Source organism: Streptomyces paromomycinus, assembly GCF_003865155.1.
Taxonomy (GTDB): domain Bacteria; phylum Actinomycetota; class Actinomycetes; order Streptomycetales; family Streptomycetaceae; genus Streptomyces; species Streptomyces chrestomyceticus.
This window is the reverse complement of record NZ_BHZD01000001.1, coordinates 327488-354193: the sequence shown is the minus strand read 5'-3', so window position 1 is coordinate 354193 and position 26706 is coordinate 327488. Positions and strand designations below refer to the sequence as shown.

Here is a 26706-nt window from a genome sequence, read left to right as displayed (position 1 = left end):
GTGGCTCCCGCCCTGAGGTGGGCCGTGGCCGTGCCGGGTGCGGACGCGCCTGCCCGGATCAGCGACCGGTCGAGCCGTCGATCAGTTCGCGGAGGATGTCCGCGTGGCCCGCGTGACGGCCGGTTTCCTCGATCATGTGGGTCAGTGCCCAGCGGACGCTGGGACCGGCGCGCCCCGGCCGCGGCCGGGGGACCGGTGCGTCGAGATCGGTGCACACGTCGAGCACGGCGTTCGCACGCTCGACCGTCTCGCGGTAGCGGGCCACGATGTCGGCCACGCGGTCCGCCGGTGCGGCCTGGAACGTCGCCGGCCAGTCGGGGACGCCGTCCCCGAGGAATAGCCAGCGTTCGACCGCCGTCAGGTGGTTGAGCAGGCCGAGCAGGTTGGTGCCCGACGGCACGGCGGCTGTCCGGGCCTGCTGCGGCTCGGGAGCACCGTCGACCTTCGCGGCGATCGACGTACGGAGGTAGTCGAGGAACCCGCGCAGGACCTCGGCCTCACTGCTTCCGGTCCGGGGCGGTGGGGTGTCGCGGCGGTGAGTGTGGTGCGTGGTGCTGGGCAACAGGGGTCGCCTTTCTTCGCCGAGTCAGCGTCGTGTCTGCGTCGTGTCTGCGTCGCGTCCGCGTCGTGTCTGCGTCCTGTCTGCGTCGCGTTTCGTCGAGGACGGAGCCGGCCACCGTGTCAGGCGGTGCGGCGGACGAGGAGGACGTGGTCGGTGACTTCGGCGGTCTGCCCGTCCGGCCCGGTCGCGATCCGGCGGGGTGCGTCGGCCCGTTCGACCGTCCATGTCTCCGGAGCCAGTCCGATACCGGCCGCGACCTCCCGCGGGCTCGGGTACCGAGTGCCGGGGTCCTGCTGCCACGACCACGGCGCGGCCGAGCCGTGGTCGACGACCAGCAGCCTCCCGCCCGGGCGCAGGGCGCGCGCCGCCGAACGCAGGGCGGCCGCCCGGTCCAGCTCGCACGGTGTCTGCAGGTAGTGGGCGCTGATCAGGTCGAACGTGCCGGGTGGGAAGGAGTCGTGCAGGTCGTACGTCATCGCGGTGACGCGTTCGCCCAGACCGTGCGAGCGGGCGAGGGCGGCGAGCCGTTCGACCGCCACGGCCGAGATGTCGACGGCGGTGACCTGCCATCCCTGGCCGGCGAGCCACAGCGCGTCACCACCGGCACCGCATCCGAGGTCCAGCGCGTCGCCGGTCGGCAGGCCCGTCACCGTCTCGGTGAGGCGAGCGTTGGGCTGCGGGTCGCCGGCTGCCGGCCGGGCCGCGTGCACGCCGTCCCAGAACGTGACCGCGTCGGTGGTGCTCATCAGGACTCCTTCTGTCGGTGGGCGCCCAGTGTTGCCAGGCACCGCACTGCCTGGCACGAAAACTTGCGGTAACGGCAAGATGGGCCGCATGGACCCCAAGACGGACGACGACGTGCTCGACGCGGTGGGCCCGCGGCTCCGTGCGCTGCGCCGTCACCGCGGCATCACCCTCGCCGACCTCGCGGTGACGACCGGCGTCTCGGAGAGCACCCTGTCCCGGCTGGAGAGCGGGCAGCGCCGGCCGACGCTGGAGTTGCTGCTGCCGCTGGCCCGTATCTACGACGTCCCGCTGGACGACCTCGTCGGCGCTCCGCGCACCGGCGACCCCCGGATCCACCTCAAACCGATCAGACGGCACGGTATGACCTTCGTGCCCCTGTCCCGGCGGCCGGGCGGAGTGCACGCCTTCAAAATGATCATCCCCGCCCGGCCGGAACCGCTCGAACCGACCCCGCAGACGCATGAGGGGCATGAATGGCTCTACGTGCTCAACGGTCACCTGCGGCTGGTGACCGGCGACCGCGACCTGACGTTGCCGCCAGGCGAGGCGGCCGAGTTCGACACGTCCTTGCCGCACTGGCTGGGCAGCGCCGACGGCGGCGCGGTCGAACTCCTCATCCTGTTCGGACCACAAGGGCTGCGGGCGCACGTACGCACAGACACCGACCGATCGACTCTTGGCCATTCCGAGCCCGAGCCCGAGCCCTAGCCCGAGCCCGAGCCCGAGCCCGAGCCCGAACCCCGTCCCCAGCCCGGGCTCCAGCCCCCGTCCGACTGGTTCACAGCAGGTGCTGCGCCCGAAGGTCCGCCACATACTTGGTGATCAGGTCCTGCGACAGATGCGGGATGTCCGCCTCCCCGGCGAGGGAGGCGGCCCGCACGGCCGCGCGGAACCGTTGCGCGGGCAGTGCCGATCCAGGCAAGGGCTCTTCCGGCTTTGTGAAGGCGTGCAGCAGGGGCAGCAGCGAATGCTGCCTCTGGCGGTCGGGCAGGCCGCGCATGGCGGTTTCGAAGCGGTCGAGCCATGCGTCGTAGTCGTGGATGCGCGTCAGGGGGTGCCCGGCTGCCGTCAGCCAGTCGACGAACGTGTCGAGTGAGATGCCGTCCTCGTGCGGGTTCACGACGTTGAAGGTCCGGTAACCCTCCCGTGTGCCGTCGCCCAGCGCGGCGATGGCCCGCGCTGTGAAGTCCACGGGGAGCCCGTCGTAGTGCCCGCTGCCAGTGTCGATACTGACGCCTCGGGAGTAGAAGCTGCCTGGCGCGATGCCTGTCGCCAGCAGGCTCAGCAGGAGGCGGGTGAACACGTCCGGGATGTTGAGCTGGCCCCGGTAGCGCCGGTGCGCGAGGATCATGTTCGAGCGGAACACGGCGACCGGCAGACCGTACGCATCGTGCGCCTCGCGGAGCAGCACCTCGCCCGCCCATTTACTGGCCGCGTAACCGTCCGCGTAACCGCCGTCGAGGTCGCGCACTCCGCAGGCTGTACGGATGTCTGCCGTCTCGTCGGCCGCGGCCTCGGACCCGAGAACGACGGCGACCGTCGACAGGTAGGTGAACTGCTTGACACGGGAGGTGAGCGCGAGCCTGATCAGCTCGGCCGTACCCAGGACGTTGGGGCCGAACTGCTGGTCGTACGGCAGGACATGGTTGACGAGTGCCGCCGGGTGGACGATCAGGTCCACCGAGTCGGCCAGCCGCTGCCAGGTCTCCTTGCCGAGCCCGAGATCGGCCTCCCCGATGTCGCCGGCGACCACCTCCAGGTGCCCGGCGGCCAGGTCACGGTAGTGCCGGAGCAGTTCCGGGTCGCCGCTGTCGAAAGCCGCGTCGAGCCGTGCCCTGGCCGCCTCGTCGGTGCTGCCACGGACCACACACACCAGGGTGCCGCCGCGCTCGGCGACCCGCTCCAGCCATTCGAGGCACAGGAAGCGGCCCAGGTAACCGTTGGCGCCGGTCAGCAGGACGGTCCGTGCCTCGGGCAGCGGACCGGCCGGCCTGCCGGTCTTCGCGAGGGTGCCCATGGTGCCTGTGTCGAGGAACGCCTTCAGCGTCAGGTCGCCTGCCAGGAGGCGCGTCGCGCCCGGACCGTGGACGCTGTCGGCGGTCGGGCGCCGGTCTCCCGCAAGGGCATTCTCGATGCGGTCAGCCACCTGCCGAAGTGTGTTGACCGGGTTGATGAGGACGTCGACCGGCACGTCGACGTGGAAAATCTCCTCCAGCAGCTGTGAGAACGACAGCGCGGAGAGGCTGTCACCACCGAGTTCCAGGAAGTGCGTGCCGGGCTTGACGTCTCCTTGTCGGTGTCCGAGGAGCGCGCGGGCGGCCCGGAGCACGGTCTCCGGTACCGGCTGGGACGGGCCTGCCTGGCGCAGTGCCTGGAGTTCGTCGGCCCCGCGTTCGGTCAGCTCGGTGTACAGCGCTTCGAGGCGCTCGCCGTAGCGCTGCGTCAACGCGGGTCGCAGCAGCTTGCGCACTCCGGAGAGCAACCCGTTCCGCTGACTGAACGGCTCGGTCTCGACGAGGAAGTCCCGTGGGACCTCGTACGCGTCGAGGCCCGCTTCGGTGGCGAGGCGTTGCAGGGACTCGCGCAAGATGGCCCTGAGGCGCTGGGTGTCCTCTCCGGCGCGGTCGAGCGCGTCCTGGGTGGGCACGATGACCGCTAGCAGGTAGGCACGGGTGCTGTTGCCGTACACGAAGATCTGCCGGACGAACGGACTGCCGATGAAGAGGGCTTCCAGGCGGGACGTGGCCACGAACTCGCCCTGTGACAGCTTGAGGACGTTGGAACGGCGGTCGACGTACACCAGCGTGTCGGGACCGGTGCGGGCCATGATGTCGCCCGTGCGGTAGAAGCCGTCCGCGTCGAAGACCTGGGCGGTGGCGTCCGGCCGCTGGAAGTAGCCGGAGAAGAGCCGCTCGGACTTGATCAGAAGTTCGCCCCTGGGGTGCGGTGAGTCGGTCTGGAAATATCCCAGCTCGGGCACGTCCGCCAGTTTGTGGTCGGTCACCGGCGGGCGCACCACCCGGCCGTCGAGGGAGACGATTCCGGCTTCCGTCGACCCGTAACCGTTGAGCAGCCTGACGTGCAAACAGCTCTCGACGAACGCCGTCATCTCGGCGCTCAACGGGGCCGAGGCGCTGACGGCCCACAGGAGGCGGCCGCCCAGGGTCTTCTCCCGCAACTCCTTCCGCAATTGCGCTTGCAACTCCGCCTGCAACTCCGCCTGCGATTCCGCTTGCGAGTCCTCCTGTACGTGCTCCGCCTGATCGGGCGTGGCTCCCACCGCCCCCGTTTCGCTACGGCGGGCCAACTCCGCCTGGTAGCGCTGGAAGAGCATGTCGCTGATGCGGGGCACCATGATGAACTCGGTGGGACGGGCCAGGGAGAGGTCCTCGAAGAGCGTCGAGAGGTCGCTCGACGCCACGAAGTAGGCGATGCCCCCCTTGGCGAGCGTGCCGAACAGCACGCCCCGCCCCATCATGTGGCTCAGCGGCATGTAGTGGAGCACGATGGACGGCCGTACCCCTTGGCCAGGCACGAAGTCGACCCAGAACTGCCGGACCAGACGCTCGGTGTACATGGCGCCCTTGGGGGTGCCGGTGCTCCCCGAGGTGTAGATCAGCGAGCTGAGCGCGTCGGGCGTCGTTCCCTCGGGGCACCGGGGGAGTGGTGGCAGGGCCCGCCCTCGCTCGATGACCGACGCCAACGTGTCCACGGTGACGCCTCGGCCCTGCGCGGCGAGTCGGTCACGTGCGCAGTCCAGCCATTCCTGGTGAGTGGTGATCTCGGGGTGGTGGCCGAGAACGACGATCCTGCCCAGCGACGGGGCGTCCGCCGCGAGCTGGAGCGCGACGCCGAGGTGCGCCATGTCCACCGCGAGCAGGCGCGGTCCGGTCTGCGCGACGATGGGGGCCAGGTGCTCCGCCGCGGCACCGGCCTGGAGAGGAACGCTCACCGCGCCGGAGCGGACGCATGCCAGGTCCACCATGGTGTACTCGGCGCTCGTGGGCCCGAGCAGCGCGACGAAATCACCGCGGCCCACGGCGTGGCCGGGGTGGTGCCGCCACTCGGAGGCCACCGCGCCGACACGTTCCCACAGTTCGCCGTAAGTGATCGTGTCGAAGCGCTCCAGGAGACGCAGCGTGGTGCGGCCCGTGTCCGGGTCGGTGACCGGCTCCGTGGCACGCTCGCCCAGGGCAGGGCGGTCCGCGTATCCCTCCATGACCGTGGCCACGAGATCGGCGAGCGGCAGGCCCGGCCGCCGGATCGCCTCGGTGACGGAGTCCAGCGGCGCGGCGTTGCGGAACTGCGCGTCCGTCGCGTACAGGTGAGCGGCGCGCTGCGCGGTACGCGTGGTGAACTCGTCGGTCGGGGGCTGGGCGGTAGGTGCGATGAGCTCGTCAGTCGGGGGCTGTGAGTCGGACATGAGTGCTCTCCTCATTGGGCCTGGCAGGCCCGTTCAGGTGGGGGAATCGTCATGTGCGGGGAAGAGCGGAACGGACAGCCTCGTCAGAGCGCCGGACGGCGCACCAGGCGGTTGCACCCCGCGCCGTACCCGGCACCTGCCATGGCCGTGCTGAGGACGACCAGCACCACGAGCGGAGGCGCCCAGCTGCCCGTACTGTCGTGCAGGATGCCGAGGATGCCGAGGATGCCGAGGATGCCGAGGATGCCGAGGATGCCGAGGATGCCGAGGATGCCGAGGATGCCGAGGATGCCGAGGATGCCGAGGATGCCGAGGATGCCGAGGATGCCGAGGATGCCGAGGATGCCGAGGATGCCGAGGAAAAGGGGGCCGGCCGCCGCCACGAGACAGCCGACGGACTGCGCCATGCCTGCCAGCGCGGCAGCCTCGCCGGAGCTGCCGGCGCGTACGCTCTGGAAGGTCAGCGCGAGGACGAGGCACGCGCCGCCGCCCAGCCCGACGGACACGGCGGCCCCGGTGCGGTCGGCGGCCGGCGCCCCTGTGGTGGAGCGCCGACGGGACAGCGACGCCGACCGCGGACTCACTCGCCCTCCGCCACGTGTGCTGCCCCGGCCTCGTGGTCGCGGGTGAGCTGGACGATCGCGGCCGCCGCGGCGCGGGCGCCGCTCTCGTCCCGGTCCTCGATGGCGTCGACGAGACGCCGGTGCAGGGCGGCGTGCTCCTCGGCGCCGGCGGCGTCCCAGGGCAGACCGCCCAGGGAGGAGGTGAGAGCCGTGCCGAGGTGGTCGTACATCTCGATCAGGAGGTCGTTGCCGCTCGCCCGGACGACGGCCCGGTGGAACAGCGCGTCGACACTCTCGGCCGCGGACTTGTCCGCGCCCGCACAGGCCGCGTCGGCGTCGGCCAACAGCTCTCTCAGTCGCCGCAGTTGGTCCTCGCTGCGGCGCAGGGCGGCGGCTCCTGAGGCGTACTCTTCGAGGACGGTACGCAGTTCGAGCACGTTGTTCCGTTGCGCGGCACTCGCGCGCCGCACCATGACCGACTGGAGCTCACTCGACGCGCGGACGTAGGTGCCGTCCCCGACCCGGGCTTCCAGCAGGCCCAGGTGCACGAGCGCGCCGAGCGCCTCCCGCAGCGTACTGCGTCCGACCCCGAGCTCCTCGATGAGCGCCTGCTCCGGCGGGATGCGCGTGCCCACCGGCCATCCACCCGCCTCGATGTGCGAGCGGAGGCTGTCCACGAGCTGTGCGGAGAGGCTGGCCGTCCGCCGTGGTGTGCTGATGCGTTTCATGGCGGCAGCATACAGACAAACATCAGACATTTGAACGTCACATTTCTATCCGTCCTCCCGAACGCGCTTGACCCTCACGTTGCGTGAGGCTGGAGTGTGGAATGCATGAGCGACTACTACAACGCGTTCGAGATGAGTCCCGTACCCGCTCCCGGCCCGGACGCCGCTCCGCCGGAGCTGTTCCGCGGCATCTACGGGATGCCCGCGTTCGTGACGATCCCCACGAGCGACCTGGCGGTTTCGGTGGACTTCTGGACTCGTGGGCTCGGGTTCTTCGAGTTGTTCGGCGTCCCCGGCAGGCTGGTACATCTGCGCCGGTGGGCGTTCCAGGACGTACTCCTCGTCCCGGCGGAGACCGTTCCGGCGCAGCCACCGGCGATGAGTTGCAGTTTCGCGTGCGTGCTCAGCCAGATCGACTCCCTCGTCGAGGCGTGTCGCGCGGTGTGCCCCGACTCGGTCGAGGGGCCGCGGGACACTCCCTGGAACACTCGCGACGTGACGGTGACCACGCCCGAAAACGCGCGGATCGTCTTTACTGCGGCGAAGCCCTTCGATCCGGCCAGTCAGGAGGCACGGAACCTTGCAGCCATCGGAATCACCCCACCGGACGCCGGCCGCGGCGACCATGAGGAGCACGCCTGACACCAGTGACGTCGAGGGCCTGACCGTCGGTGAGGTCTCGGCGCGGCTGGGTGTGACGGTCCGCGCGCTGCACCACTGGGACGAGGTCGGCCTGGCGCGACCGTCGCTGCGTACGGCTGCCGGATACCGGCTCTACACCGCCGGTGATCTGGAACGTCTGCACCGCATCGTCGTCTACCGCGAGATCGGTCTCGGCCTGGACAGAATCCAGGCCGTCCTGGACGACTCGGCCACGGATGTGCCCGGTGCGTTGCGCGCGCAGCGCGCCCAGGTCGCCGAACGGATCGACCGCCTCCAGCAGCTCAGCGCAGGACTGGACCGGATGATCGACGCCCACGAGCGCGGCCTGCTGCTGACCGTCGAGCAGCAGGCGGCGATCTTCGGGCCTCAGTGGAACCCGGACTGGCCCGCCCAGGCCCGCCGGCGCTACGGAGACACCACGCAATGGCAGCAGTACGCCGAACGCTCAGCCTCGCGCAGCCCGGAGGAATGGCAGGCCGTCACCGAGGCCATGGCCGACCTCGACCGCGCCCTCGGGGACGCGATGGACGCCGGTGTCACGCCTGGCAGTCCGGAGGCTGACCAACTTGTCGAGCGGCACCGGGAGATCTTCGCTTCGTACTTCCCCCTCACCAGGCAGATGCAGGTCTGCCTGGGCCGTACGTTCGAGACCGACCCGGGGTTCGCCGCCCACTACGACGGTATCCGCACCGGCCTGGCCGCATGGTTCCGGCGCATTGTCGACGCCAGCGCCCGCACCCACGGCATCGACCCCGAGACCGCGGCCTGGCAGTAGGGCGTGGGACTGGAGGACCGCACCCGTGCAGCGAGCGGTACAGGGCTGCTTGGTAGGGTTCGCGGCTTGGGCGGCCGGTGGACGGGCGGCCCGTGAACGCTCGGGAGGACCGGATGTCGGTGGAATTCGTGTACGGGGACGTGGGGGCGCCGGACCTGCGCCAGCGTGGCCTTCGGCCTGCGTCGGCGCATGACGGACATCTGCTCGTGGACATCGAGGCCGACCTGGTCATCCGGGACGGCGACCGGGTGGTGCTCGCGGAGAAGCTGTTCCCCGTGGCTGAGCTGGCGCAGGCTCTGGTGGGTTGGCTCCACCGGCCGGACGGCGAGCGCGGTGACTTCGTGTTCGACTCGATGTCCTGCGCGGAACCGGGTGCGGTACGGATGGTGGAGTCGGCCGAGGGGTGGCGGGCCGGCTCCGTCTTCGCGCCGGATGCCTGGACCTCGCCGGTCACTTGGGACGTCCTTGCAGCGGAGGTCGGACGCTTTGTGGCTGCCGTCCGCGAGGACGTGGCGGAGATCGGTGTCAGGCCCGGTCTGATTCCTGGTCTCTGAGGCACGGCCGCCCGTGTCTCATCGGCCGGCCTCGTGCACGGTCTGTGATCGGGGGAGCGCATCGTCCGACGAGGCCGAAGAGGCCGAAGAGGCCGAAGAAGGCGACGAGGACGACGAAGCCGAACAAGGCGACGAAGCCGAACAAGGCGAAGAGGCCGCATAGCGCCAGAACGGCCGCACGGCCAGCGCCGCTCCCACCACCAGGACCAGACAGGCGACAGCCGCACCCGACCACGCGAGCGTGAGGCCGGTCGCGGAAGCCATGGCCCCGGCCCGCAGATCGCCCAGGCGCGGTCCGCCGGCGACGACGACCGTGAAGACGCCCTGGAGGCGGCCCCGCATCTCGTCCGGCGCGTAGGTCTGCAGGATGGTCTGCCGGTAGACGGCGCTGACCAGGTCGGCGGCGCCCGCGCAGATCAGCAGCCCCACCGTGAGCGGCAGGCTGTGTGTCGCCCCGGCCGCCGCGATGGCCACCGCCCAGGCAGCCACGGCAACGGTCAGGGCACGCCCCTGGCGGCTCACCTTGCCGATCCAGCCGCTGAAGGCGGCGGCCACGAGTGAGCCCACGGCGACGGCCGAATAGAGCAGTCCCGCACCTCCGTGGAAGCGGGTCGAGGCGGCTTCCGGGAACAGCGCCGTGGGCATGGCCAGCACCATGGCGGCGATATCGGCCGCGAAGGACATCCACAGAACCGGATGGGAGCCGATGAAGCGCAAGCCGTCCCACACCATCCGCACGCCCCCTCGCTGCGGGAGTTCCCTCTGCATGCGCAGGGGAGGCAGGCGCACAGTGGAGTACAACAGCGCCGTGAACAGGACGGCGTCGACTCCGTAGGCCCAGGCGAATCCGTGCGGCAGGCCGACGAGCACCCCGGCCACCAGGGGACCGGCGACCTGCCCCAGATTCCCGGCGGTGTAATTCAGGGTGTTCGCGGCGGGCACCAGCGCGGCGGGTACGACACGGGGAATGATCGCTCCGCGCGCGGCGGAGGACACGGCGAAGGCGGCGGCCTGCAGCGCCACCAGCCCGAGCAGCAGCCCCACCGACCTGGCGCCCACCAGGGCCTGTACGAACAGGGCCAGGGTGACGGCCCAGGTCACCGTCGCGGAGACCAGGTACAGCCGGCGACGGTCGACCCGGTCGGCGATGGCACCGCCGTACAGCCCGAAGGCGACGAGCGGAGCGAGACCGACGAGACCGGTCAGGCCGACGTACAGCGACGAGTGGGTCAGGCCATAGACCTGAAGCGGGACCGCCACCTCGGTGATCATGGTGCCGATGTACGAGAGACCCTGCCCCGCGAGCAAGCGCCGGAAAGCGGGAACGCTCAGGGGGCGGGTGTCGAGAGCGGCCCCACGCAGCCGTTCGGACATCTTCCTCGCGGAGGGCTTACCGCGGTGCGTCCTTGCAGGACCAGGACCGGGCGTTTCCACAGGGCCGGTCCTCGTCGCAGGACCGGGCGAATGTGCAGGGCTGGGTGTCTCCGTGGGCATGTCCCACAGCCTGGCGCGTCCGGACGTTGGCGGGCTTCCGTAATTCCGCCGTTGACTTTCGTAGAACGGCCACACCGATGACCGGAGCCCCTGCCCTCCCCCCAGACCCTCCTCAGGAACGACAGTGCAGAGCTGCACTGATCACCGGGGACGGCGAACCGATTTCCTCCCGGTACTCTCTCGAAAGATGTCGGAGAACAGCCCCTCAGGAACGCGGCAGGCCATCACACGGAACGACCACGTCGCCGGAGAGACGATCGGCCGCCACCGCCACCCGTTCCACCAGTTGATGTACGTCAGCACCGGCGTCCTGGCGGTGCGGACCGAGGCGGCTTCCTGGGTCGCCTCCAGTGCCCGGGCGATGTGGACTCCGGCAGACACCTGGCACGAGCATCGCGTGTACGGCATCAGCCGGGTGCACACCTACGGATTCCCTCCGGACGACGCACCGCTGCCCGCGTCAACGCCCATGGTCGTCTCCGTCGACCCGCTGCTGCGCGAACTCCTCATCGCGGGCAGTGAACCCGGCCTGGCCCCGCCCGAAGCTGGGCGGCTGCTGGCAGTCGTGCACGACAGGCTCAGACGCTCGCACGTACAGCCGCTCAACCTCCCCACTCCGCAGGACCCCAGACTGGCCCGCGCCTGCTCGCTGGTCGCGGAGAACCTGGCGCGGCCGCGCACCGTGAGATGGCTGGCCCGGCGTTCCGGCGTGAGTGAACGCACCTTGTCGCGGTTGTTCCGGAACGAGTTCGGCATGACGTACCCGCAGTGGCGGACCGTCACCCGCGTCTTCCACGCCATGATCCTGCTCGCTGAAGGGCTATCGGTCACCGAGTCCGGCCGGAGCTGCGGGTGGGCGACCACCAGCGCATTCATCGACACGTTCACCCGCACGGTCGGCCAGACACCCGGGGGCTACCGGGCAGCGGCCCGCGGGACCGCCGGCCGGCAGCGTGCCCCGGAGCCCCCGTCGCACTAGAACCGGCGGGAGGGACGCGAGCGCTCCCGGGGACGGGCCAGTACGTCGTACGGGTACGGCAGCGGACGTTCGCTCGCCGCAGACAGGCGCGCGTCCTGCTCCGGCGTCAGCTCCCAGCCGTGAGCGCCCAGGTTGTCCGTCAGCTGTTCCAGGGTGCGCGCCCCGATGATCGGTGCCGTCACGCCCGGGCGCCGCAGCAGCCAGCGCAGTGCCACCTGGGCCGGGGTGCGCCCCGTCTCGCCGGCGACCGCGAGCACCGCGTCCACGATCCGCCAGGTCTCGTCGGTGTCCCGGTCCCGCCAGCTCTCCCGGCCCTGCTGCTCCTGGGCGGCCGCCTCCCGTGAGCCCGCCGGGGCGGCCGTCATGCCGCGCCGGTACTTGCCCGAGAGCCAGCCTCCCTGCAGCGGGCTGAACGGGATGACTCCGACGCCCTCCGCCTCGCTCAACGGCAGCAGTTCCCACTCCAGTTCGCGCGACAGGAGGTTGTAGAGCGGCTGCAGACACACGAACGGCTCCCAGCCGTGGAACCGTGCCACGTCCAGCGCCTTCTGCAACTGCGACGGCGTCACGCTGCTCGCGCCCAGATAGCGCACCTTGCCGTCCCGTACGAGCCTGTCCAGCGTCGACAGGGTCTCCTCGACCGGCGTCTCCACGTCCCACATGTGTGTCTGGTACAGGTCGATGTAGTCCGTACCGAGACGGCGCAGGCTGCCCTCGACAGCCGTCAGGATGTGTTTGCGGCTCAGGCCGGACGCGTTCCCGCCGCCGTCGCCCATCGACCCGAACACCTTGGTGGCGATGACGAGATCGTCGCGGTTGCCGCGGGCCTTGAGCCAACGGCCCAGGACCTCCTCGGACGCGCCCTGCCCGTAGATGTCCGCCGTGTCGATGAAGGTACCGCCCGCCGCCACGAACGCGTCCAGCATGCGGTGCGACACCACCTCGTCCGCACTGCTGCCGAACGTCATCGTGCCCAGACACAGTTCGCTGACGCGCAACCCCGTCCCGCCCAGGAATCGCTGCTCCATCTGCTGCGGCTGTCCCATGGTTCCCGCCCTGCCCTTCCGTCGGCCGATGGGGCCACCCAAGACGTCCGGACCGGCAGGGGCAACGCAATTTCCTGCGGCTGACGGGGCGGCGGGTGAAGGCAGGTGCGCCGGCGCGGGCCCCGGGGGCAGCCATGGCGCCCCCGAGGCCCGGCCGTGGACGTGGTGGTCGTGACCGTGACCCTGCAAGCTGTCCGCGACCCGGCTGCCGGCCTTAGCGGACGTTCACCGTGGTGGGGCCGGAAGTCCGCTGGCGTACGGGGTGGCGGTCGGCCGGGCTGAGCAGGCCGTACACCACCGCGCGGTACTGCCGGGCGCCGCTGTGCGTGGCCTTGACGTGTGCGGTGACCTGCGCGTCGTCTCCCCTTTCGACCACGGCGCCGCAGGCCAGCCGGTGCCATGCCTGCCCGCCGCCGCGGTTCTCCAGGCACACCTGCAGGTAGCTGGAGGCATCGTCGTTGCCGTGTGCCGTGACCGTGAAGGTCTTGCCGACCTGCGCCGCGGGCGGCGCCGTGATCTCCACATCACCCTTGGCGAACGCCGGCCCGGCGGCCAGACCCACCGAGGCCAGACCCAGCGCACCGATCACGGCCACCCGGCCGCTCCGCGCCTTCATCCCGGTTTTCTTCGTCCTGGTCATGGACTTCCTTCGCTCATGCGTATCTCTTGTGCCCGGGCTGCAAGCCCTTTTGCCTGCTGCCGTCGACGCTACGTCCGGGTACGGAGGTTTTGGGCCGTCCAGATGTGATCTACGTAGCGCGTTACGTAAACCCCACTTAGCCGGGCCTCTGCGGTGGGGGAGAGGAAGGGGGGGACAACCCCCGCCGACGGGGCAGGATTTCCGGATGTGATGTCGGTGGGCTGCCCCAGTGCCCCCGGGAAGCCGTGTGCTGTGGAATGGCGCGCACCTACTGCCTCTCAACTCTCCCGAGGACACATGCGTATGACGCGGCCCTTGCTCGCCTCCCTTCTCGCCACCGCGATCGGCGTGACAGCGCTACCGGCCCACGCCGCGCCCGTGGACGGTGCATCCGCAACCGGCAGCAGCGGGCGCGAACGGATTCTCCGGCACCTCGACGACCTCACCCGGAGCGGCGCTGTCGGCGCCCAGGTCCAGGTGACGGACGCGAACGGCACCTGGACGGCCCGGGCGGGCACAGCCCGAACGGACGGGGGTGCCCCGGTGCCGCGGGAGGGGCTGTTCCGCGCCGGGAGCGCCACCAAGATGTTCACAGCCGTCGTCCTGCTGCAATTGGTCGGGGAAGGGAAAGTTTCGCTGGACGCTCCGCTGGAACGCTACGTTTCCAAGGAACTGGTCCCCGCGGCGGGGGACATCACGGTGCGGATGCTCCTTCAGCACACCAGCGGGCTCCATGACGTCGCGCGCGATCTGCCACAGGGCGCGGAGCTCGTCCGCACGCGTTTTCGCCATTACGACACGGCCACGTCCGTGCGCGAGGCCGCGGCCCGGCCCGCCGTATTCCCGCCCGGCACGGATTACGGGTATTCCAACACCAACTACCTCGTCGCCGGTCTCATCATCGAGCGGGTGACGGGCTGTTCGTATGCCGAGGAGGTGAAGCGGCGGATCATCACTCCGTTACGGCTTCGGGGCACCTCCGTACCGGGGGACACCTCGTCCGTCCCGGGACCGCATGCGCACGGCTACCTCACGCTCCGCGGGACGGGCGACCGGCCGGGCCGCGTACGGCAGGTGGATGTCACGGAGCTGAATCCTTCGATGGCGGGCCCCGCCGGGGAGATCGTCTCGACCACGAGGGACCTGGACACCTTCCTCACCTCGCTCACCAGCGGAAAGCTCCTGCGCCCGGCGGAATGGACGGAGATGAACCGTACGGTGTCCGCGGGCGGTCCCGGCAGCCGCTACGGGCTCGGCCTCAAGCAGGAGCGGTTGAGCTGCGGGCGCCTGGCCGTCGGGCACACCGGCGGCATACCGGGCTACGCGACGCTTGCTTTCACGACACCTGACCGGTCACGCCGAGTCGTACTGTCCGCGAATCTCGCCGACTGGCCCGCCGACCCGAGCATCGGCAACCCCATCGACAAGGTGCTGGACGACGCGGTCTGCGGCTGAGGACGCGACGGTTGCCGAAGCGGCGGCGGAGGCACGTTGCGCCGCCCGGGCGGGCTCTTTCGGTAGGGAAGCGGTCCCACCCGGGCGGCGTGCGAACATTTTCGTCCGCCTTTTCGAACCATTCGTAAAGCGGCGTGGGTCTCCTCCGGATCTGGAGAGAATGACGAGGTCACCAGGGGATTCACTGGTGGTGTCGGACCGCCTCGGACCGGGGTGCGCGTCCCTTGACCGCCTCCCGGGGGCGGAGGATTCTGAGGGGCGCGGGCCGCCGCAGGGGGAATCGTCGGTCCGGGCACGGGTCGGGGGACGCTATGGCGGGACTCAACGTTGCGGCGACATGGGTGGGTACCGGCGCGCTGGGGCCGGGGTGGCGTTCGGTGGTGTGGGTGCAGGGGTGCCCGTTCCGCTGCCGGGGCTGTATGTCTCCGGACTGGATACCGGACGTGCCCGCCCGTGCGGTTCGGCCGGCCGAGCTGGCTGCCGAACTCCTCGCGGACCCCGCCGTCGACGGGCTGACCTTCTCCGGCGGTGAGCCGATGCAGCAGGCCGCGGGGCTCGCCGAACTGGCGCGCGTGGCCCGCGGGGTGCGGGAGGTCAGCGTCGTCTGTTTCACCGGTCACCGCTTGGAGGGCCTGCGGGCCCGGCCGCCCGGGCCCGGCGTGCGGGACCTGCTGGGCATGGTCGACGTCCTCATCGACGGCCGGTACGTCGCCGCGCTGGACGACGGCCGGGGACTGCGCGGCAGCAGCAATCAGCGCGTCCACCACCTGACCGGCCGCCTCGCGGGGTGCGGGTACGACTTCGCGGGCCGCGACCGCAGTGCGGAGATCGTCATCGACGGGCGCGCGGCCCTGCTGATCGGGGTGCCGCCGCCTCTCCTGCTCCCCGCGTTCGACACTGCGGTCGACCAGGTACGGACGTCACACATCGGGGGGAAGCCATGAGCGGCGGCAAACGCATTCTGGTGGACGAGTCCGAATGGTTCCGCATCCAGCGGGAGGCTTCACGGCAGAAGGACGTGCTCCGTAACGTCCCGGCGTTGATCCGGGAGATACGCCGGCAGACACAGGACGATCTGGAGCGCGTCTTCGGCGTCATGGAGGACCGCCAGCGCTCGGTGGAACAGGTGGTCGAAGGGCTGAGCGAGCAGACCCGCCGGCTGGAGACGGAGACCCAGCAGCGGCTGCGGGCGCAGGCGCGACGGATGGCGGAGGACCTGCGGGCCACCGCGGAAGAGCTGCGTGGCGACATGCGCCGGCAACTCGCCGACCAGCAACGCAGGTTACGGAGTGAGATCGCGGCCGAACGGGATCAGCGGCGCGCGGACATCCGGCGCATCGATACGGAGCTGGGCGAACTGGTGCAGGACCGGGAGCACGCCGCGGTCGTCGCCCGCGCCGCCCTCTCCGACGCGCGCGCCATGCACGGCCTGGTCCTCGGCACGCTGCCGCACGAACGGTACGCGCCCGGGCGGCTGCAGAGCCTGGAGGCCACACTCGACCGGGCCGGGGAGAACATCGCCCAGGGCCGGTTCGACGCTGCGCTGGCCACCGCGCAGGCCGCGTACCAGGAACTCGGCGAACTGCGCCTGGAGTTGGAGCACCGTGAGCGGGAGCGGGAGGTGCTGCGCGCCCAGGCGCGCGGCGAGCTGCTCCTGGTCCACCTGCTGATCGAGGACAGTGCCCGGCAGAACGCGCGCGACGAACACGGCGAGGTGCTCGACGGGTACGACCTCGACGTCGACTACTGGACACACGGCGAATTCGCCACCCTGCGCAAGGAGACCGAGGAGCTCCGGCATCGCATCGAGGACGACGAGCGGCCACTGTCCGCCGACGAACTGCGGGAACTCCTCGAACACCGGTCACCCGCGCTCCAGGAGCGTCTCGCCCGGCTCGTCCAGCGGGCGGGCGGCCGCCAGCTCGCCTCCCAGCAGCGGGTCAACCTCGCCGAGGCGGTCGTACGGACCCTGGAGGGCATGACGGCGTACGAACTCGACGCGACCACCTACCTGGGCGGGGACCAGCGGGACGCGTTCTTCGCCCGGCTCGTGCACGGCAACCGCAACGCGATCGTCGTGGAGGTCGCCCCCGCCGGCCCCGACTCGGGCGCGTCCGTCCTGCGGGTGCTGTCCTACGACCACGACACGGCTGCCCGTACCGAACTGGAGGAACGGGGAGCCGGGCTGATGCGCGCGCTACGGGGGCAGGGCTTCCCGGCCGCGGCACCCCAGGAGGAGGCCGGGACGCCGGATCCCGCGTACGCCGATTTCGCCACTCTGAGTGAGCCGCGTGCTCTGCCGGACAGTGAGCCGCCACCCCTGTCGCGCACTGAGCAGCGGGTCCTGCCGCAGGCCTCCACGGAAACCGAACCGGGATGAGCAGCCCCCTCGTCGAGCGGCTGGACGGGTTCCGGCTGCCGGCCGGTGATGCCCTGCTGGTCGTGCACGGCCAGGGAGTCGACGACATCTTCGTCTGCCGGGACCACGGTGTGCGCGGCATCGAGGAACTGCTGTGGGACGTCCTGCACGACGCCGGATTCACGCGCATCGTGTACTCGTCCCTGTCGCGCCCCGTGTACTTCCGCGACCGGCGCTCCCGCGACCTCACCCGACGCCGCCGCCCGGCCGCGAACCGGGGCGGCAGCAACCTGATGCGAGCGGAGTTCTCCGGTCCGCTGGGCCGGCGCATCCTGGCGGGCGGCGCGGCGACCGACTCTGCGGCGGCCGGCACCCTGCTGGGCGAGGCCCCTGCGCCGACACTCACCGATCAGCACCGGGTCATGCTCCTGGACCACCTCATGAGACAGGCCGAGCACCGTACGGCGGTCGTCTTCACGCACGCCGAGGAGTCGCTGCGCTACGAGCAGGCCGGCCGTACGCTCGCCGGCGCGCTGGCGGAGTGGGTGGAGCACGCCGAGGACCGCAATCTGTGTGTCCTGCTGTTCCGCCGCGACACGCTCGACGACGTGGAGGAGTTCGTCCGCGAGCTGCGCCGCGTCCCGCGCCTGGAGACCTACCTGGCCGACCAGCGCGGCCGCTCCGGCGGCGGCGCCACCGCCGCGATCGGCCTGCCGTCAGCGGAAGAGCTGGAGCGCCTGGTCCACGACGTGCGCCTGCGTGCAGGGCTGCGGGTCGAGGAGTGGAACGAGCTGCCGCTGGTCGCCCGGACGATGGCCGCCGCTCCCGAGCGGGCCAGGAACTGGCGGGCCCGGCTGCGTCTGCTGGCCCGGGAGAAGCGGTCTCTCGACGTCGCCGAACTGCGGCGGCGCCAGTGGGCGGGCGGCAGCCCCCAGGACGACCGGAGCGTCACCGACCGCATCGAGGCCATGGTGGGCCTCGGCTCCGTCAAGGAGCATCTGCAGCGGCTGCGCTGGCGGGCGGCCGCGGACGCCGCGCTGTGCGCCCGGGGCCTCGGCCGCGAGGCCGAGACGGGCTCTCCCCACCTGGTGTTCACGGGCAACCCCGGCACCGGAAAGACCACGGTCGCCCGGCTGGTGGGCGAGATCTACCGGGACCTCGGTCTGCTGCGCCGCGGCCACCTGGTGGAGGCGGAGGTCCCCGACCTGGTGGCGGGCGTGGTCGGCGGCACGGCGATCCGTACCCACCGGACCGTGGACCGGGCCCTCGACGGGGTGCTGCTGATCGACGAGATCTACCGGCTGACCGAGCCGGGGCGCGGTGGTTTCGGCTCCGAGGCCATCGACACGCTGCTCACCCGCATGGAGAACGACCGCGGCAGATTCGTGCTGATCGCGGCCGGCTACCCGGACAAGGTGGAGGAATTCCTGTCCGCCAACTTCGGCTTGCGCAGCCGCATACCCGCCGCCAACGTCATTCATTTCCCCGACTACGAACCGGCAGAACTGCACGCCATCCTGCTCGGCCGGCTGCGCGCACTCGGGCTGAGCTGGACACCGGCCCTAGAAGAGCTGCTGGGCGAGGTGACACGGGGCCTGCACGCCACCCGTGACCGGCAGTTCGGCAACGCGCGCGCCATGCGCGACCTCGCCGACGCACTCAAGGACGCCTGGGCGCAGCGCGTACGCGCGGTGGTGAGCGAACCACTGGAAGCCGAAGACCTTCCGGAACGCTACCGGGCGCACATCAGGGGACCGGTACCGCCGGTCGACGAACTCCTCGCCGAACTGGACGCGTTGGTGGGGCTCGTACCGGTCAAGGAGATGATCCGCGACCTCGTGTACCGGCTGCGGCTGCGCCGGTCGCACGGCGGCGAGCCGTTCCCGCCGCCCCATCTGCTGTTCGTGGGCCCGCCCGGCACCGGCAAGACCACCGTGGCCCGCCTGCTCGGCAAGCTGCTCCGTTCCCTCGGCCTGCTGCTGCGCGGACACGTGGTCGAGGTGACCCGGCCCGAACTCGTCGCGGGCTACGTCGGCCAGACCGCGCTGAAGACCAAGGAAGCGGTGCGATCGGCGGTGGACGGGGTGCTGTTCATCGACGAGGCGTACAGCCTGTCGCGCGGCAGCGAGGCCGGAACGGACTACGGCAAGGAGGCCTTGGACACACTGACCCGCGAGATGGAGGACCTGCGCGGCCGGCTGGTCGTCGTGGCCGCCGGCTACCCCGCTCCGATGGAGACATTCCTGGAGACCAACCCGGGCCTGCGCTTCCGCTTCGCCGAACGCGTGTCCTTCCCGGACTACTCGGGCACCGAACTCGTGGAGATCCTGCGCCGGATGGCCCACGACCGCGAGCCGCCCTACGTGCTGCCGGACGCCACCGTGCCGAAGGTACGGAGGTGGCTGGACAGGCAGCGCCGCGCCCACCCGGAGCACTTCGCCAACGCCAGGACCGTACGGGTGCTGCTGGAACGGATGGAGGCCCGCATGGCGCGCCGCATCGACGCGGACACACCGGCCGGGCGGCCACTGGAGTTCGTTCCGGAGGACGTGCCCGATGGTGACTGGTGAGAAGGCCGCCGCCAGGCACGCGGCCGAGGAGTCCGAGTCCTGCTGCCCGGTGTGTCTCACGACTGCCGAAGGCGGACCGGAGTGTGCGAACTGCCGCTGGACCCTCGAAGGTCCCGCAGTACTCGGCCCCCTCACCCCGGAGATCCGGCATGCCTTCGACGATCGGCTCGCCGGCGCACGCCGCCGTCTGGACCTTACGGCCGCGGCGCGGGCGGCGGGCTATCCCGGTCGCGGCGAGCCCGAGCGCCTGACCCGGCTGGAAGCACTGCTGCGCGGTGGTCCGCCACGGTCCACCGAGCGCGACCAGATGCTGGCCGAGCTGGCCGAGCTGGCCGAGGCGGCCGACGAGCTGACGGTGACGGACCTCCCCGAGCTGCTGCCCGACGGCGTCGTCATCGAGATCGGCCCACGGGGGTTGCGGGCCGTCGCGGTCCGGGACGGCGCCGAGCAGGCGGAGGCCACCGAATGGCCCTGGGCCGAGCTGCTGCCGGGGTTGCCTGACAGTGCGGACGAGACGCTGTTCTGCCTGGCGGGCGGCGTCGGTGACCGTACCACCAGGGCATCCGAGGCACGGGAGCCCGCGACCCTCCCCGCGACGGTGGACGTGCTGGCCAGCCGACTGCGCGGTTGGACGGTGCCGGAGCGCCTGCTGGCCAGGCTCATCCGGCGGTTCCCGCAGGCCCGGACGCTGTATCTGCCACCGGAACGCCCGGAGCCCGGCCCGCTCCGGCATGCGGGCGGATTCACCGCCGCTGTCTGCCGCGGCGCGCCCGACTCGGACGACGTACTCCTCGTGGGCGGTGGCCAGGACGGCTCCGTCACCGTCTGGAAGCTGTGGCAGTGCTCGCCACTCGCCTCCCGGAAGCTGCACGACCGAAGGGTCACCTGCGCCGACCTCACCGAGGACGGCCTGTCCGTCGTGTCGGGCGGCCAGGACGGAGCGGTGCGGCTCTGGTCGTTCGCCGCCTCCGGCAGGGCCCGGGTGCTCGCCTGGCACGACGGCTGGGTCAACGCGCTACGGCGGCGGGGCGGCGTGGTGTTCAGCCTCGGCGACGACGCCTGCGTACAGCGGACCGTGCTGGGCGCGGCCGGAGCCGTCGGCGCCGTGCTCGCCCGGGTCGGCTGGGCCTCCGCCACCGCGCTGGAGGTCACCGGTGACGGACGCGTCGTGATCGTCGCGGGCGCCGACGGGGCGAGCCTGTGGGACGGCAGGAGCGGTGCGCGCACCGGCCGCCTCACCGCGGCACACGAGGTCGCCTGCCTGGCGCTGGACCGCACGGACCGGCTGGTGGCACTCGGCTGCGCCGACGGCGTGGCACGGATCTGCACCCTGGGGGCCGCGCGGACCGCGGAGGCCGAGATGGACGGGCACACCGGCCCGGTGCGCCAGGTCGCCTTCGGCCCCGGAGGAGTACTGGCCACGGCGGACGACACGGGCACCGTCCGGGTCCGGGAGCGGGACGGCACGGCCCGGACGGTGGGGACCCACCCGGACCGCGTACGCGGTCTGGCCTTCACCCCGGACGGCCGGCTGCTCAGCGCGGGCGCCGACGGCCTGGTCCGCACCTGGCCCCTCGCGGGCACGCACCGAACCGACAGCGACAAGGGGGTACCATGAGCGAGGGATATCTCGGCGCGGCGTTCCAGTCGGCACGCACCCAGCTGGAGCTGACCCTCGACGACCAGCCCGCCACCGAACAGGCGACGCACGCGATCCGCGCCGCGCTGACACGGCTGGCGCGCGACGCGGAGACGCATCCCGAGCTGGGCGCGAGCGAACGGCGGCAGACCGCCGCCGCGGTGGAACTGGTCCGGGCGGCAATCGTCGGCACCTTGGCCGCCGTACGGGCACCGGCGCTGCCGCAGCCCCGCCCCTCGCCGCCGCGCCGGTCGCCGCTCCACCTGCTCCTGAACGGATTCGGCAGCGACGAGGAAGACCGGCACCGGGAGCGGGAACACGAGGAGGAACTGCTGCGCGTGCGGCGTCCGGTGGTTCACACCGCGTCGCTGCTCGAACAGCTGCACGCCGCGCTGGAGTCGGCCGACCGCCTGCTCACCGAAGCGGAGCCGCCTCCGCCGGAAAAGGTGCCGGTCGCCTGGCACGAGGACGGCGAACTCGTCAACCTGCTCCGCGACCTGATGGCGGCGCACAGCGAGAACGACGGCGAGCTGGCGTTGCGCCGGATCGCCGGGCTGCGCCGGGAACTGCCGCTGCGGCACGACATCGACGTGATCGACTTCGACGGCACGAACGAATGGATGTTCACCCTGGGCCGGCAGCCGGACGGTCCGGCTGGGGGTGACTTTCGCACGGTGCAGCCGGCGCTGGTGCTGAAGGACGGCCGGGTGCTGCGCCGGGGTGAGGCGACCACGCCCGTCGCGGCACCGCCGGGGCCCCCGGCGCAGGCTGTGGCTGGGGACGACGTACCGCAGCCCGGCCCGGGAGAAGCGCAGTCCGCACAAGCCCCGTCGGCTCCGCATGCGGAGAGCACCGACGAGCAGGCGCCCGCGGCCGACCAGGACAGGAAGAACAACGGGGGCAAGGAGCACCACGATGGCTAAGACGTCCGGCAGCACAGTGATCGTCGGATTCGACCTCGGGCACGGCGAGTCCGCACTCGCCAAGACGTACACCGACAAGACCGCGCCGCCGGTCGTCCTGGACATCGGGTCGACCGGCGCGGGCCGCCAGCATGTGACCGCGGTCGCCGAGCACCCCGGCCGCGGGGTGCTGGTGGGCCGCGAGGCCACCGAAGCGCGCGGTGTGACCTCGTTGTACCTGGCGTTCAAGTCGCCCGAGATAGAACGCGACGAGGTGCGTACCCCCATCCGTCTCTTCGTGGACAAGGTGGGCCGCGACGCGCGGGGGCGGGACCACGACCTGGGCGGTTCCCGCCCGGTCCGCTGGGTGTTCGGCGCGCCGTCGGGCTGGGACGACGATCTGCTCCGCGCCTACGGGGAGCTGCTCGGCCAGGCCGGGCTGGCGGACGTGGAGGTGGTGCGGGAGTCGCGGGCCGCGATGCTGTACGCCCGGGACTCGGGCGAGGTGCAGCTCGACCGCGACCAGTTGGGCGGCTGCGTGCTCATTGCCGACTTCGGCTCGCTGACCACGGACTTCACCGGCGTCCTCGGCTATCAGACCGGCGCGCCCATCGACGCCGGAGTGCAGCTGGGCGCCGGGCTGATCGACCGCACCATCCTGGAACGCCAGCTCAGCCGGCACCCGATGGCCGACGCGCTCCAAGAGACGCTCCACGACTCGCGATTCGAACGGCTGCGGCTGGAGCTGCTGTGCCGCGAGGCGAAGGAGACCTTCTTCCGTACCGATCCGAGCCGGTTCGTGGACGATCCCGAGGCCGCGGTCGGTACGACACGGAAAGTGGTCACCCGGGCCGGGGACGCCTACTTCGATGTCGCGCTGACGGCTGCCGAGATGGAAGCGGTCCTGGACACGCCGCAGCCCGCCCTCGGCAACCGTCCGTGGCGCCAGGCATTCAGGGACGCGCTCCACGAGGCGGCCGGCCGGCTCGGGCGGGAACCGGACCTGGTGGTGCTCACCGGCGGAGCCTCCCGCATGCACTTCGTGCAGGAAGAGGCGCGGGAGGTGTTCGGCGCGGACCGGGTGCTGCTCGGTCTGGAGCCCGAACTCGCCATCGCCCGCGGCCTGGCGCTGGCGGGCCGGATGGGACTGCACGCCGCCGGTTTCCGGGCCGACGTCCGCAAACTGATCAAAGGGGACCGGGTCGGTTCGCTGGTGCAGGACAGGCTGTCGGCGCTGGGCGCACGGCTGGGGGCGGCGGTCGCCGAAGGCATCACCGAGCGTCATGTGATCCCCGCGTTCCGCCGCTGGCGTAACGGCGACATCGCCACGCTCGACGGCATGGCGGAGGGAATATCCCGGGCGCTGCACGCCGAGCTGGCCGAACCGGGCAATGAGCGGCTGGCCGCGGCGATCGCCGCATGGCAGAACGAACTGCGTCCGGAGATAGAGGAGCTGACCCGCCCCATCTGCCACCGGTGGCACATTCCGCCCTCGGCGATGGAACTCCCCGCTGTGCAGGTCAACAGCGGGCAGCTGGCTATTCCGTTCGACTCGGCGGCGGCGACCGAGGTGCTCGACAACGTCGCCAAGGTGGTGAACGTGGTGGTGGCCGGCGTCGTCGCCATGACCCTGTTCGGCGCCGGCACCGCGATCATCGCGACGACCGGGCCGTTCGCCGTCATCATCGCCGCCGTCGTGCTGTTCATCGGGATGAACGAGGGGCGGGAGGCCGCCATGGCGAAGGCCCGGCAGGCGAACATCCCGTTGGCGCTGCGCAAGTTCGGTGGAGAGAACCGCCTGGTGTCGAAGCTGCGGCAGGGAGCCGAGGCGCAGGAGGCGCAGCTCGCTGCCGCGTTCAGCGCACAGTTCATCGAGGACGGCGGCCAGAAGCTGGTCAGCGAGATCAGTAAGGGCATCGCCGCGGACCTGGAAGCCCTCGCGCGCGACGCGGAGCTGTTCATTTCCTGATCCGGCCGCGCGGCGAGGACCCGCGGGTCACCGCGCCGGGTGGGTGGCCGGTCCTTCGTCGCTCCAGGCGACCAGGGACCGGCCTGCGGAGACCTCCTGGTCGTGGGCGTCCAGGGCGCCTGCGAGGGCTGCGTCCAGTTCGCCGAGCCTGCTCTCGACGGTGCCGAGGGCGTCTGTGATCTGCGCCAGCGCGTCATCGCCGTTTCCCGGCTCGGCGTACTCGGCCAGCGATACCACGATGCGGTGGTTGATCCGGGCCCAGGTGGTGAGCTGCGCCAGCCGTTCGCGCTCGGCGCGCACCTGGTCCGTCCGCTGCGCGGCCTCGGTCGCGGCCTCCTCCGCACCGGCCAGCTGACCCTCGGCCTCGGTGAGGTCGCGTTGCGCCTCGGCGGCTCGCTCCAGCGCCTGGCGCACCGGCGTGGCCAGTCGCGTCAGCCGCTCCTCGGAAAGCCGCAGCAGCTCGCCGCTGCCCAGGCGAACGGCTTCCTCGGTGCCGTCGGCGCGTTCGCGCAGCAGCGTCAGACGCGTGTCGAGCACATCGCGCTGCTCCTGTACGTCCTCCAGGGCCTCCACCAGCCGTTCCAGGCGGCGGACCTCGGCGACCTGGGCCCGGAGGCCCGCCATATCCGCCAGGCGTGCGTCGAGGTCGCTCCGGGTCCCGGCCAACTCGTCGAGCTGGTGACGTAACTCGCGTACTTTCGCGCCCAGGTCGGTGAGCTCCTGCTGTCCTTCCCGAAGGTAGGACACCACGTCCGGGCCGGGGCGAGCCGCCCGCAGCAACGACGGCACCGCCCCGGTGAGCCCGGACGCCGAGCCGATCGCATCGTCCAGCAGGAACACCGCCTCGGTGGCCACGTCCTCCGGTGCCTCACCGGCCAGCCGGGCGACGGCCTGCGCCGCCCACTCCAACGACCAGCGCAGAGCGTGCAACGCGTCCTGGTCCGTGCCGCGGGCCGCCGCCTCGGTCACGCGCGCCCTCGTCCCGTCATTCATTCCGTGTCCCCCGTCCTCGCTCCGACCGGGCCGTTCAGCGGCAGTAGTACCGTCTCCCCGCCGTCCCTCGGACGCAGGGCCAGCACACCGGGCCCGCTCCCCGCCGAGTGCAGGCCCAGGCGGTACCGCCCCGGGCGCAGAGCGGGACAGGGCACACGGATCTCCGCGTCGCCCAGCCGGATCCGGACCTCGGGGCGCTGGCCGTCGGGCACGTCCACGGTCGCGTCGTCAGCGTCGTCCCGTACGGACAGGGCGACAGGCCCGCCAGGAAAGGCCAGTGGGAGGTCGGCCTCGGTGAGCAGGCCCTGATGGACGCGGTGGACGCGCAGACTCAGCCGGTGGCGGGCGGTCTCGGGAACCTTGACGGAGCCGCGTGCGACGCGCAGCGCTCCCAGCGCGGCCGCGTGCTCCTCCAGAACACGGACCGGCGCGCCGGTCGCGGCCTCCTGGACGGCGGACCCGGCGAGCGGATGCCGGCGAAGGCCGCCGTCGAGAAGGATCCGCGACACGTCCTCCGGGGCCGTCGGCCCGGCCAGGACCGGGAAGAGCGCCGACCGCAGAGCCTGTTCGACGGGTGCGAAGGCGTCCAGTACGGCTCCGGCCGTCATCTCCTGCGGCAGCCACAGCGGCGCCGCCCGGTACCGGGCCTGTACCCGCGCCCGGGACAGCAACAGCGCGGCACGCCTGGCGTCCTGCGGATTCTCCGGCTCCTGCGGCGACCTGACGGGCGGACCGGCGCTCACCGTCCGCCACTCGACACCGCACAGGGTCACGAACTGCCCGCGCGCACCGCACACGGCGGCCACGACCTCGTCCGCCTCCAGCCGGCACACCAGGTGTCCGCCCGAGGACTGCTCCAGCGAGGCAGCGGCCGCCACCGCTCTCGGTACGAACTGGCGCAACGGCATCCCCAGGTCCTCGGCGAGTTCGCCGTACAGTGCCTCCCGGCGGGCCGCTCCGGACGCGTCGAACCACTCCTCCGGCACGGCGAGCACCAAGCCGTCCACCGGCTCCGTGAGACCCCGCAGATATGCCCCGGGCCCGGAGACGAAGGGCTCCGGCGGCCGGACGCCGTCCGCCGCGCCGGTCACGGCGACACCCGCCGTGACATCGATACCCACGAACACGGCCACCACCCGCCCGCGTCCACCACACCCGTGCGCACTCCGCACGCCCCAGAGTAACCCTCCAGCCGGACGCCCGTCCGTCCGCCGGAAAAATGACGTCGACGCGGAATCGGCCCCGGAGAGCGGGACTAGACTCGAAGCGCGCTGCGGTCGGGCCGGACTGGTCAAAGGGGGGCGGCACATGAGTGATCTGGTGCGGTTCAGGACAGCGGGCGGCGAGGATCTGCTCGTCGAGATCGATGACGCCTCGCCCGGCCTGGAGAACGTGGCGCGCGGCGAGAACGGCATCCTGGAAGCGGCCCGGACCCTCGACGAGATGCTCACCGGAGCCCGGCCCACGATCGACGCGGTACTGGACTGGCTCCGCCGGCTGGCGCCCGACGAGTACGAAGTCGGGTTCGGCATCAAACTGAACGCCGAGGCCGGGGTGGTCGTTGCCAAGACCTCCGCCGAGGGGCACTTCACCGTACGGCTGGGCTGGCGCCGGGACGAGCCCGCCGCGCCGGCCGGCTAGGCAG

The 26706-nt window shown here is 71.5% G+C and carries 23 protein-coding genes; 13 read left to right on the top strand and 10 right to left on the bottom strand.

Annotated elements, in window-relative coordinates:
• Positions 1 to 58: 58 nt before the first annotated feature.
• Positions 59 to 562 (bottom strand): DinB family protein, encoded by a 504-nt coding sequence (locus OEIGOIKO_RS01320; protein ID WP_125051010.1) that lies wholly within the window; start codon positions 560 to 562, stop codon positions 59 to 61.
• A gap of 119 nt (positions 563 to 681) precedes the next feature.
• Positions 682 to 1308, bottom strand: coding sequence for a class I SAM-dependent methyltransferase (locus OEIGOIKO_RS01315; RefSeq protein WP_125051008.1), 627 nt, complete (start codon positions 1306 to 1308; stop codon positions 682 to 684).
• Between the two features lie 88 nt (positions 1309 to 1396).
• Between OEIGOIKO_RS01315 and OEIGOIKO_RS01310 the strand changes: the two genes are divergently transcribed.
• On the top strand, positions 1397 to 2017 hold the full coding sequence (locus OEIGOIKO_RS01310; RefSeq protein WP_125051006.1) for a helix-turn-helix domain-containing protein: 621 nt from the start codon (positions 1397 to 1399) through the stop codon (positions 2015 to 2017).
• A 70-nt stretch (positions 2018 to 2087) separates the two neighbouring features.
• Here the strand turns inward: OEIGOIKO_RS01310 and car are convergent, their stop codons facing one another.
• From car to OEIGOIKO_RS01290, 3 genes are all read right to left on the bottom strand, one after another.
• A complete protein-coding gene (car, locus tag OEIGOIKO_RS01305) occupies positions 2088 to 5732 on the bottom strand; it encodes a carboxylic acid reductase (RefSeq protein ID WP_125051004.1) in 3645 nt (1214 codons plus the stop codon).
• A gap of 83 nt (positions 5733 to 5815) precedes the next feature.
• Entirely contained in the window at positions 5816 to 6316 is a 501-nt protein-coding gene (locus tag OEIGOIKO_RS42445) for a hypothetical protein (protein WP_246177109.1), read from the bottom strand.
• Positions 6313 to 7023 carry a FadR/GntR family transcriptional regulator gene (locus OEIGOIKO_RS01290; protein WP_125051002.1) on the bottom strand — a complete coding sequence of 237 codons (711 nt, stop codon included), beginning with the start codon at positions 7021 to 7023 and terminating at the stop codon, positions 6313 to 6315. The genes OEIGOIKO_RS42445 and OEIGOIKO_RS01290 overlap by 4 nt, the downstream gene beginning before the upstream one ends.
• 105 nt (positions 7024 to 7128) lie before the next feature.
• Here OEIGOIKO_RS01290 and OEIGOIKO_RS01285 point away from each other — a divergent pair, with 105 nt between their 5' ends.
• From OEIGOIKO_RS01285 to OEIGOIKO_RS01275, 3 genes are all read left to right on the top strand, one after another.
• Complete coding sequence (locus tag OEIGOIKO_RS01285; protein ID WP_125051000.1) at positions 7129 to 7665, top strand: VOC family protein; 537 nt, start codon at positions 7129 to 7131, stop codon at positions 7663 to 7665.
• Complete coding sequence (locus tag OEIGOIKO_RS01280; protein WP_125050998.1) at positions 7649 to 8461, top strand: MerR family transcriptional regulator; 813 nt, start codon at positions 7649 to 7651, stop codon at positions 8459 to 8461. Before OEIGOIKO_RS01285 ends, OEIGOIKO_RS01280 begins: the two co-directional genes overlap by 17 nt.
• A 92-nt stretch (positions 8462 to 8553) precedes the next feature.
• The gene (locus OEIGOIKO_RS01275) at positions 8554 to 9015 is read left to right on the top strand and encodes a DUF7878 domain-containing protein (protein ID WP_246177108.1); all 462 of its coding nucleotides are present in this window, start codon (positions 8554 to 8556) and stop codon (positions 9013 to 9015) included.
• An 18-nt stretch (positions 9016 to 9033) separates the two neighbouring features.
• On the opposite strand, the gene OEIGOIKO_RS01270 is transcribed toward OEIGOIKO_RS01275, so the two are convergent.
• Positions 9034 to 10389 carry an MFS transporter gene (locus tag OEIGOIKO_RS01270; protein ID WP_125050996.1) on the bottom strand — a complete coding sequence of 452 codons (1356 nt, stop codon included), beginning with the start codon at positions 10387 to 10389 and terminating at the stop codon, positions 9034 to 9036.
• A 307-nt stretch (positions 10390 to 10696) separates the two neighbouring features.
• Here OEIGOIKO_RS01270 and OEIGOIKO_RS01265 point away from each other — a divergent pair, with 307 nt between their 5' ends.
• The gene (locus OEIGOIKO_RS01265) at positions 10697 to 11488 is read left to right on the top strand and encodes an AraC family transcriptional regulator (protein ID WP_125050994.1); all 792 of its coding nucleotides are present in this window, start codon (positions 10697 to 10699) and stop codon (positions 11486 to 11488) included.
• On the opposite strand, the gene OEIGOIKO_RS01260 is transcribed toward OEIGOIKO_RS01265, so the two are convergent.
• On the bottom strand, positions 11485 to 12516 hold the full coding sequence (locus OEIGOIKO_RS01260) for an aldo/keto reductase (RefSeq protein ID WP_125058372.1): 1032 nt from the start codon (positions 12514 to 12516) through the stop codon (positions 11485 to 11487). The genes OEIGOIKO_RS01265 and OEIGOIKO_RS01260 overlap by 4 nt on opposite strands.
• A 232-nt stretch (positions 12517 to 12748) precedes the next feature.
• Entirely contained in the window at positions 12749 to 13174 is a 426-nt protein-coding gene (locus OEIGOIKO_RS01255; RefSeq protein WP_125050992.1) for a hypothetical protein, read from the bottom strand.
• A 303-nt stretch (positions 13175 to 13477) separates the two neighbouring features.
• Here OEIGOIKO_RS01255 and OEIGOIKO_RS01250 point away from each other — a divergent pair, with 303 nt between their 5' ends.
• The 7 genes from OEIGOIKO_RS01250 (at position 13478) to OEIGOIKO_RS01220 (ending at position 24068) form a co-directional block, all read left to right on the top strand.
• Positions 13478 to 14629 (top strand): serine hydrolase domain-containing protein, encoded by a 1152-nt coding sequence (locus tag OEIGOIKO_RS01250; protein WP_170251472.1) that lies wholly within the window; start codon positions 13478 to 13480, stop codon positions 14627 to 14629.
• Positions 14630 to 14940: 311 nt separating this feature from the next.
• Complete coding sequence (locus tag OEIGOIKO_RS01245; RefSeq protein ID WP_125050989.1) at positions 14941 to 15573, top strand: 4Fe-4S single cluster domain-containing protein; 633 nt, start codon at positions 14941 to 14943, stop codon at positions 15571 to 15573.
• Positions 15570 to 17009 (top strand): coiled-coil domain-containing protein, encoded by a 1440-nt coding sequence (locus OEIGOIKO_RS01240; RefSeq protein WP_125050987.1) that lies wholly within the window; start codon positions 15570 to 15572, stop codon positions 17007 to 17009. The genes OEIGOIKO_RS01245 and OEIGOIKO_RS01240 overlap by 4 nt, the downstream gene beginning before the upstream one ends.
• Positions 17006 to 19558: an AAA family ATPase gene (locus OEIGOIKO_RS01235; protein WP_125050985.1), complete on the top strand. Its 2553-nt coding sequence runs from the start codon at positions 17006 to 17008 to the stop codon at positions 19556 to 19558. Before OEIGOIKO_RS01240 ends, OEIGOIKO_RS01235 begins: the two co-directional genes overlap by 4 nt.
• Positions 19545 to 21176 (top strand): WD40 repeat domain-containing protein, encoded by a 1632-nt coding sequence (locus tag OEIGOIKO_RS01230; protein ID WP_125050983.1) that lies wholly within the window; start codon positions 19545 to 19547, stop codon positions 21174 to 21176. Before OEIGOIKO_RS01235 ends, OEIGOIKO_RS01230 begins: the two co-directional genes overlap by 14 nt.
• Complete coding sequence (locus OEIGOIKO_RS01225) at positions 21173 to 22120, top strand: hypothetical protein (protein WP_125050981.1); 948 nt, start codon at positions 21173 to 21175, stop codon at positions 22118 to 22120. The genes OEIGOIKO_RS01230 and OEIGOIKO_RS01225 overlap by 4 nt, the downstream gene beginning before the upstream one ends.
• Positions 22113 to 24068, top strand: coding sequence for an Hsp70 family protein (locus OEIGOIKO_RS01220; protein WP_125050979.1), 1956 nt, complete (start codon positions 22113 to 22115; stop codon positions 24066 to 24068). The genes OEIGOIKO_RS01225 and OEIGOIKO_RS01220 overlap by 8 nt, the downstream gene beginning before the upstream one ends.
• Positions 24069 to 24095: 27 nt before the next feature.
• On the opposite strand, the gene OEIGOIKO_RS01215 is transcribed toward OEIGOIKO_RS01220, so the two are convergent.
• On the bottom strand, positions 24096 to 25037 hold the full coding sequence (locus OEIGOIKO_RS01215) for a hypothetical protein (RefSeq protein WP_125050977.1): 942 nt from the start codon (positions 25035 to 25037) through the stop codon (positions 24096 to 24098).
• A 20-nt stretch (positions 25038 to 25057) separates the two neighbouring features.
• Complete coding sequence (locus OEIGOIKO_RS01210) at positions 25058 to 26182, bottom strand: hypothetical protein (protein ID WP_125050975.1); 1125 nt, start codon at positions 26180 to 26182, stop codon at positions 25058 to 25060.
• Between the two features lie 187 nt (positions 26183 to 26369).
• Between OEIGOIKO_RS01210 and OEIGOIKO_RS01205 the strand changes: the two genes are divergently transcribed.
• Complete coding sequence (locus OEIGOIKO_RS01205) at positions 26370 to 26702, top strand: CU044_2847 family protein (protein ID WP_125050973.1); 333 nt, start codon at positions 26370 to 26372, stop codon at positions 26700 to 26702.
• Positions 26703 to 26706 lie beyond the last annotated feature (4 nt).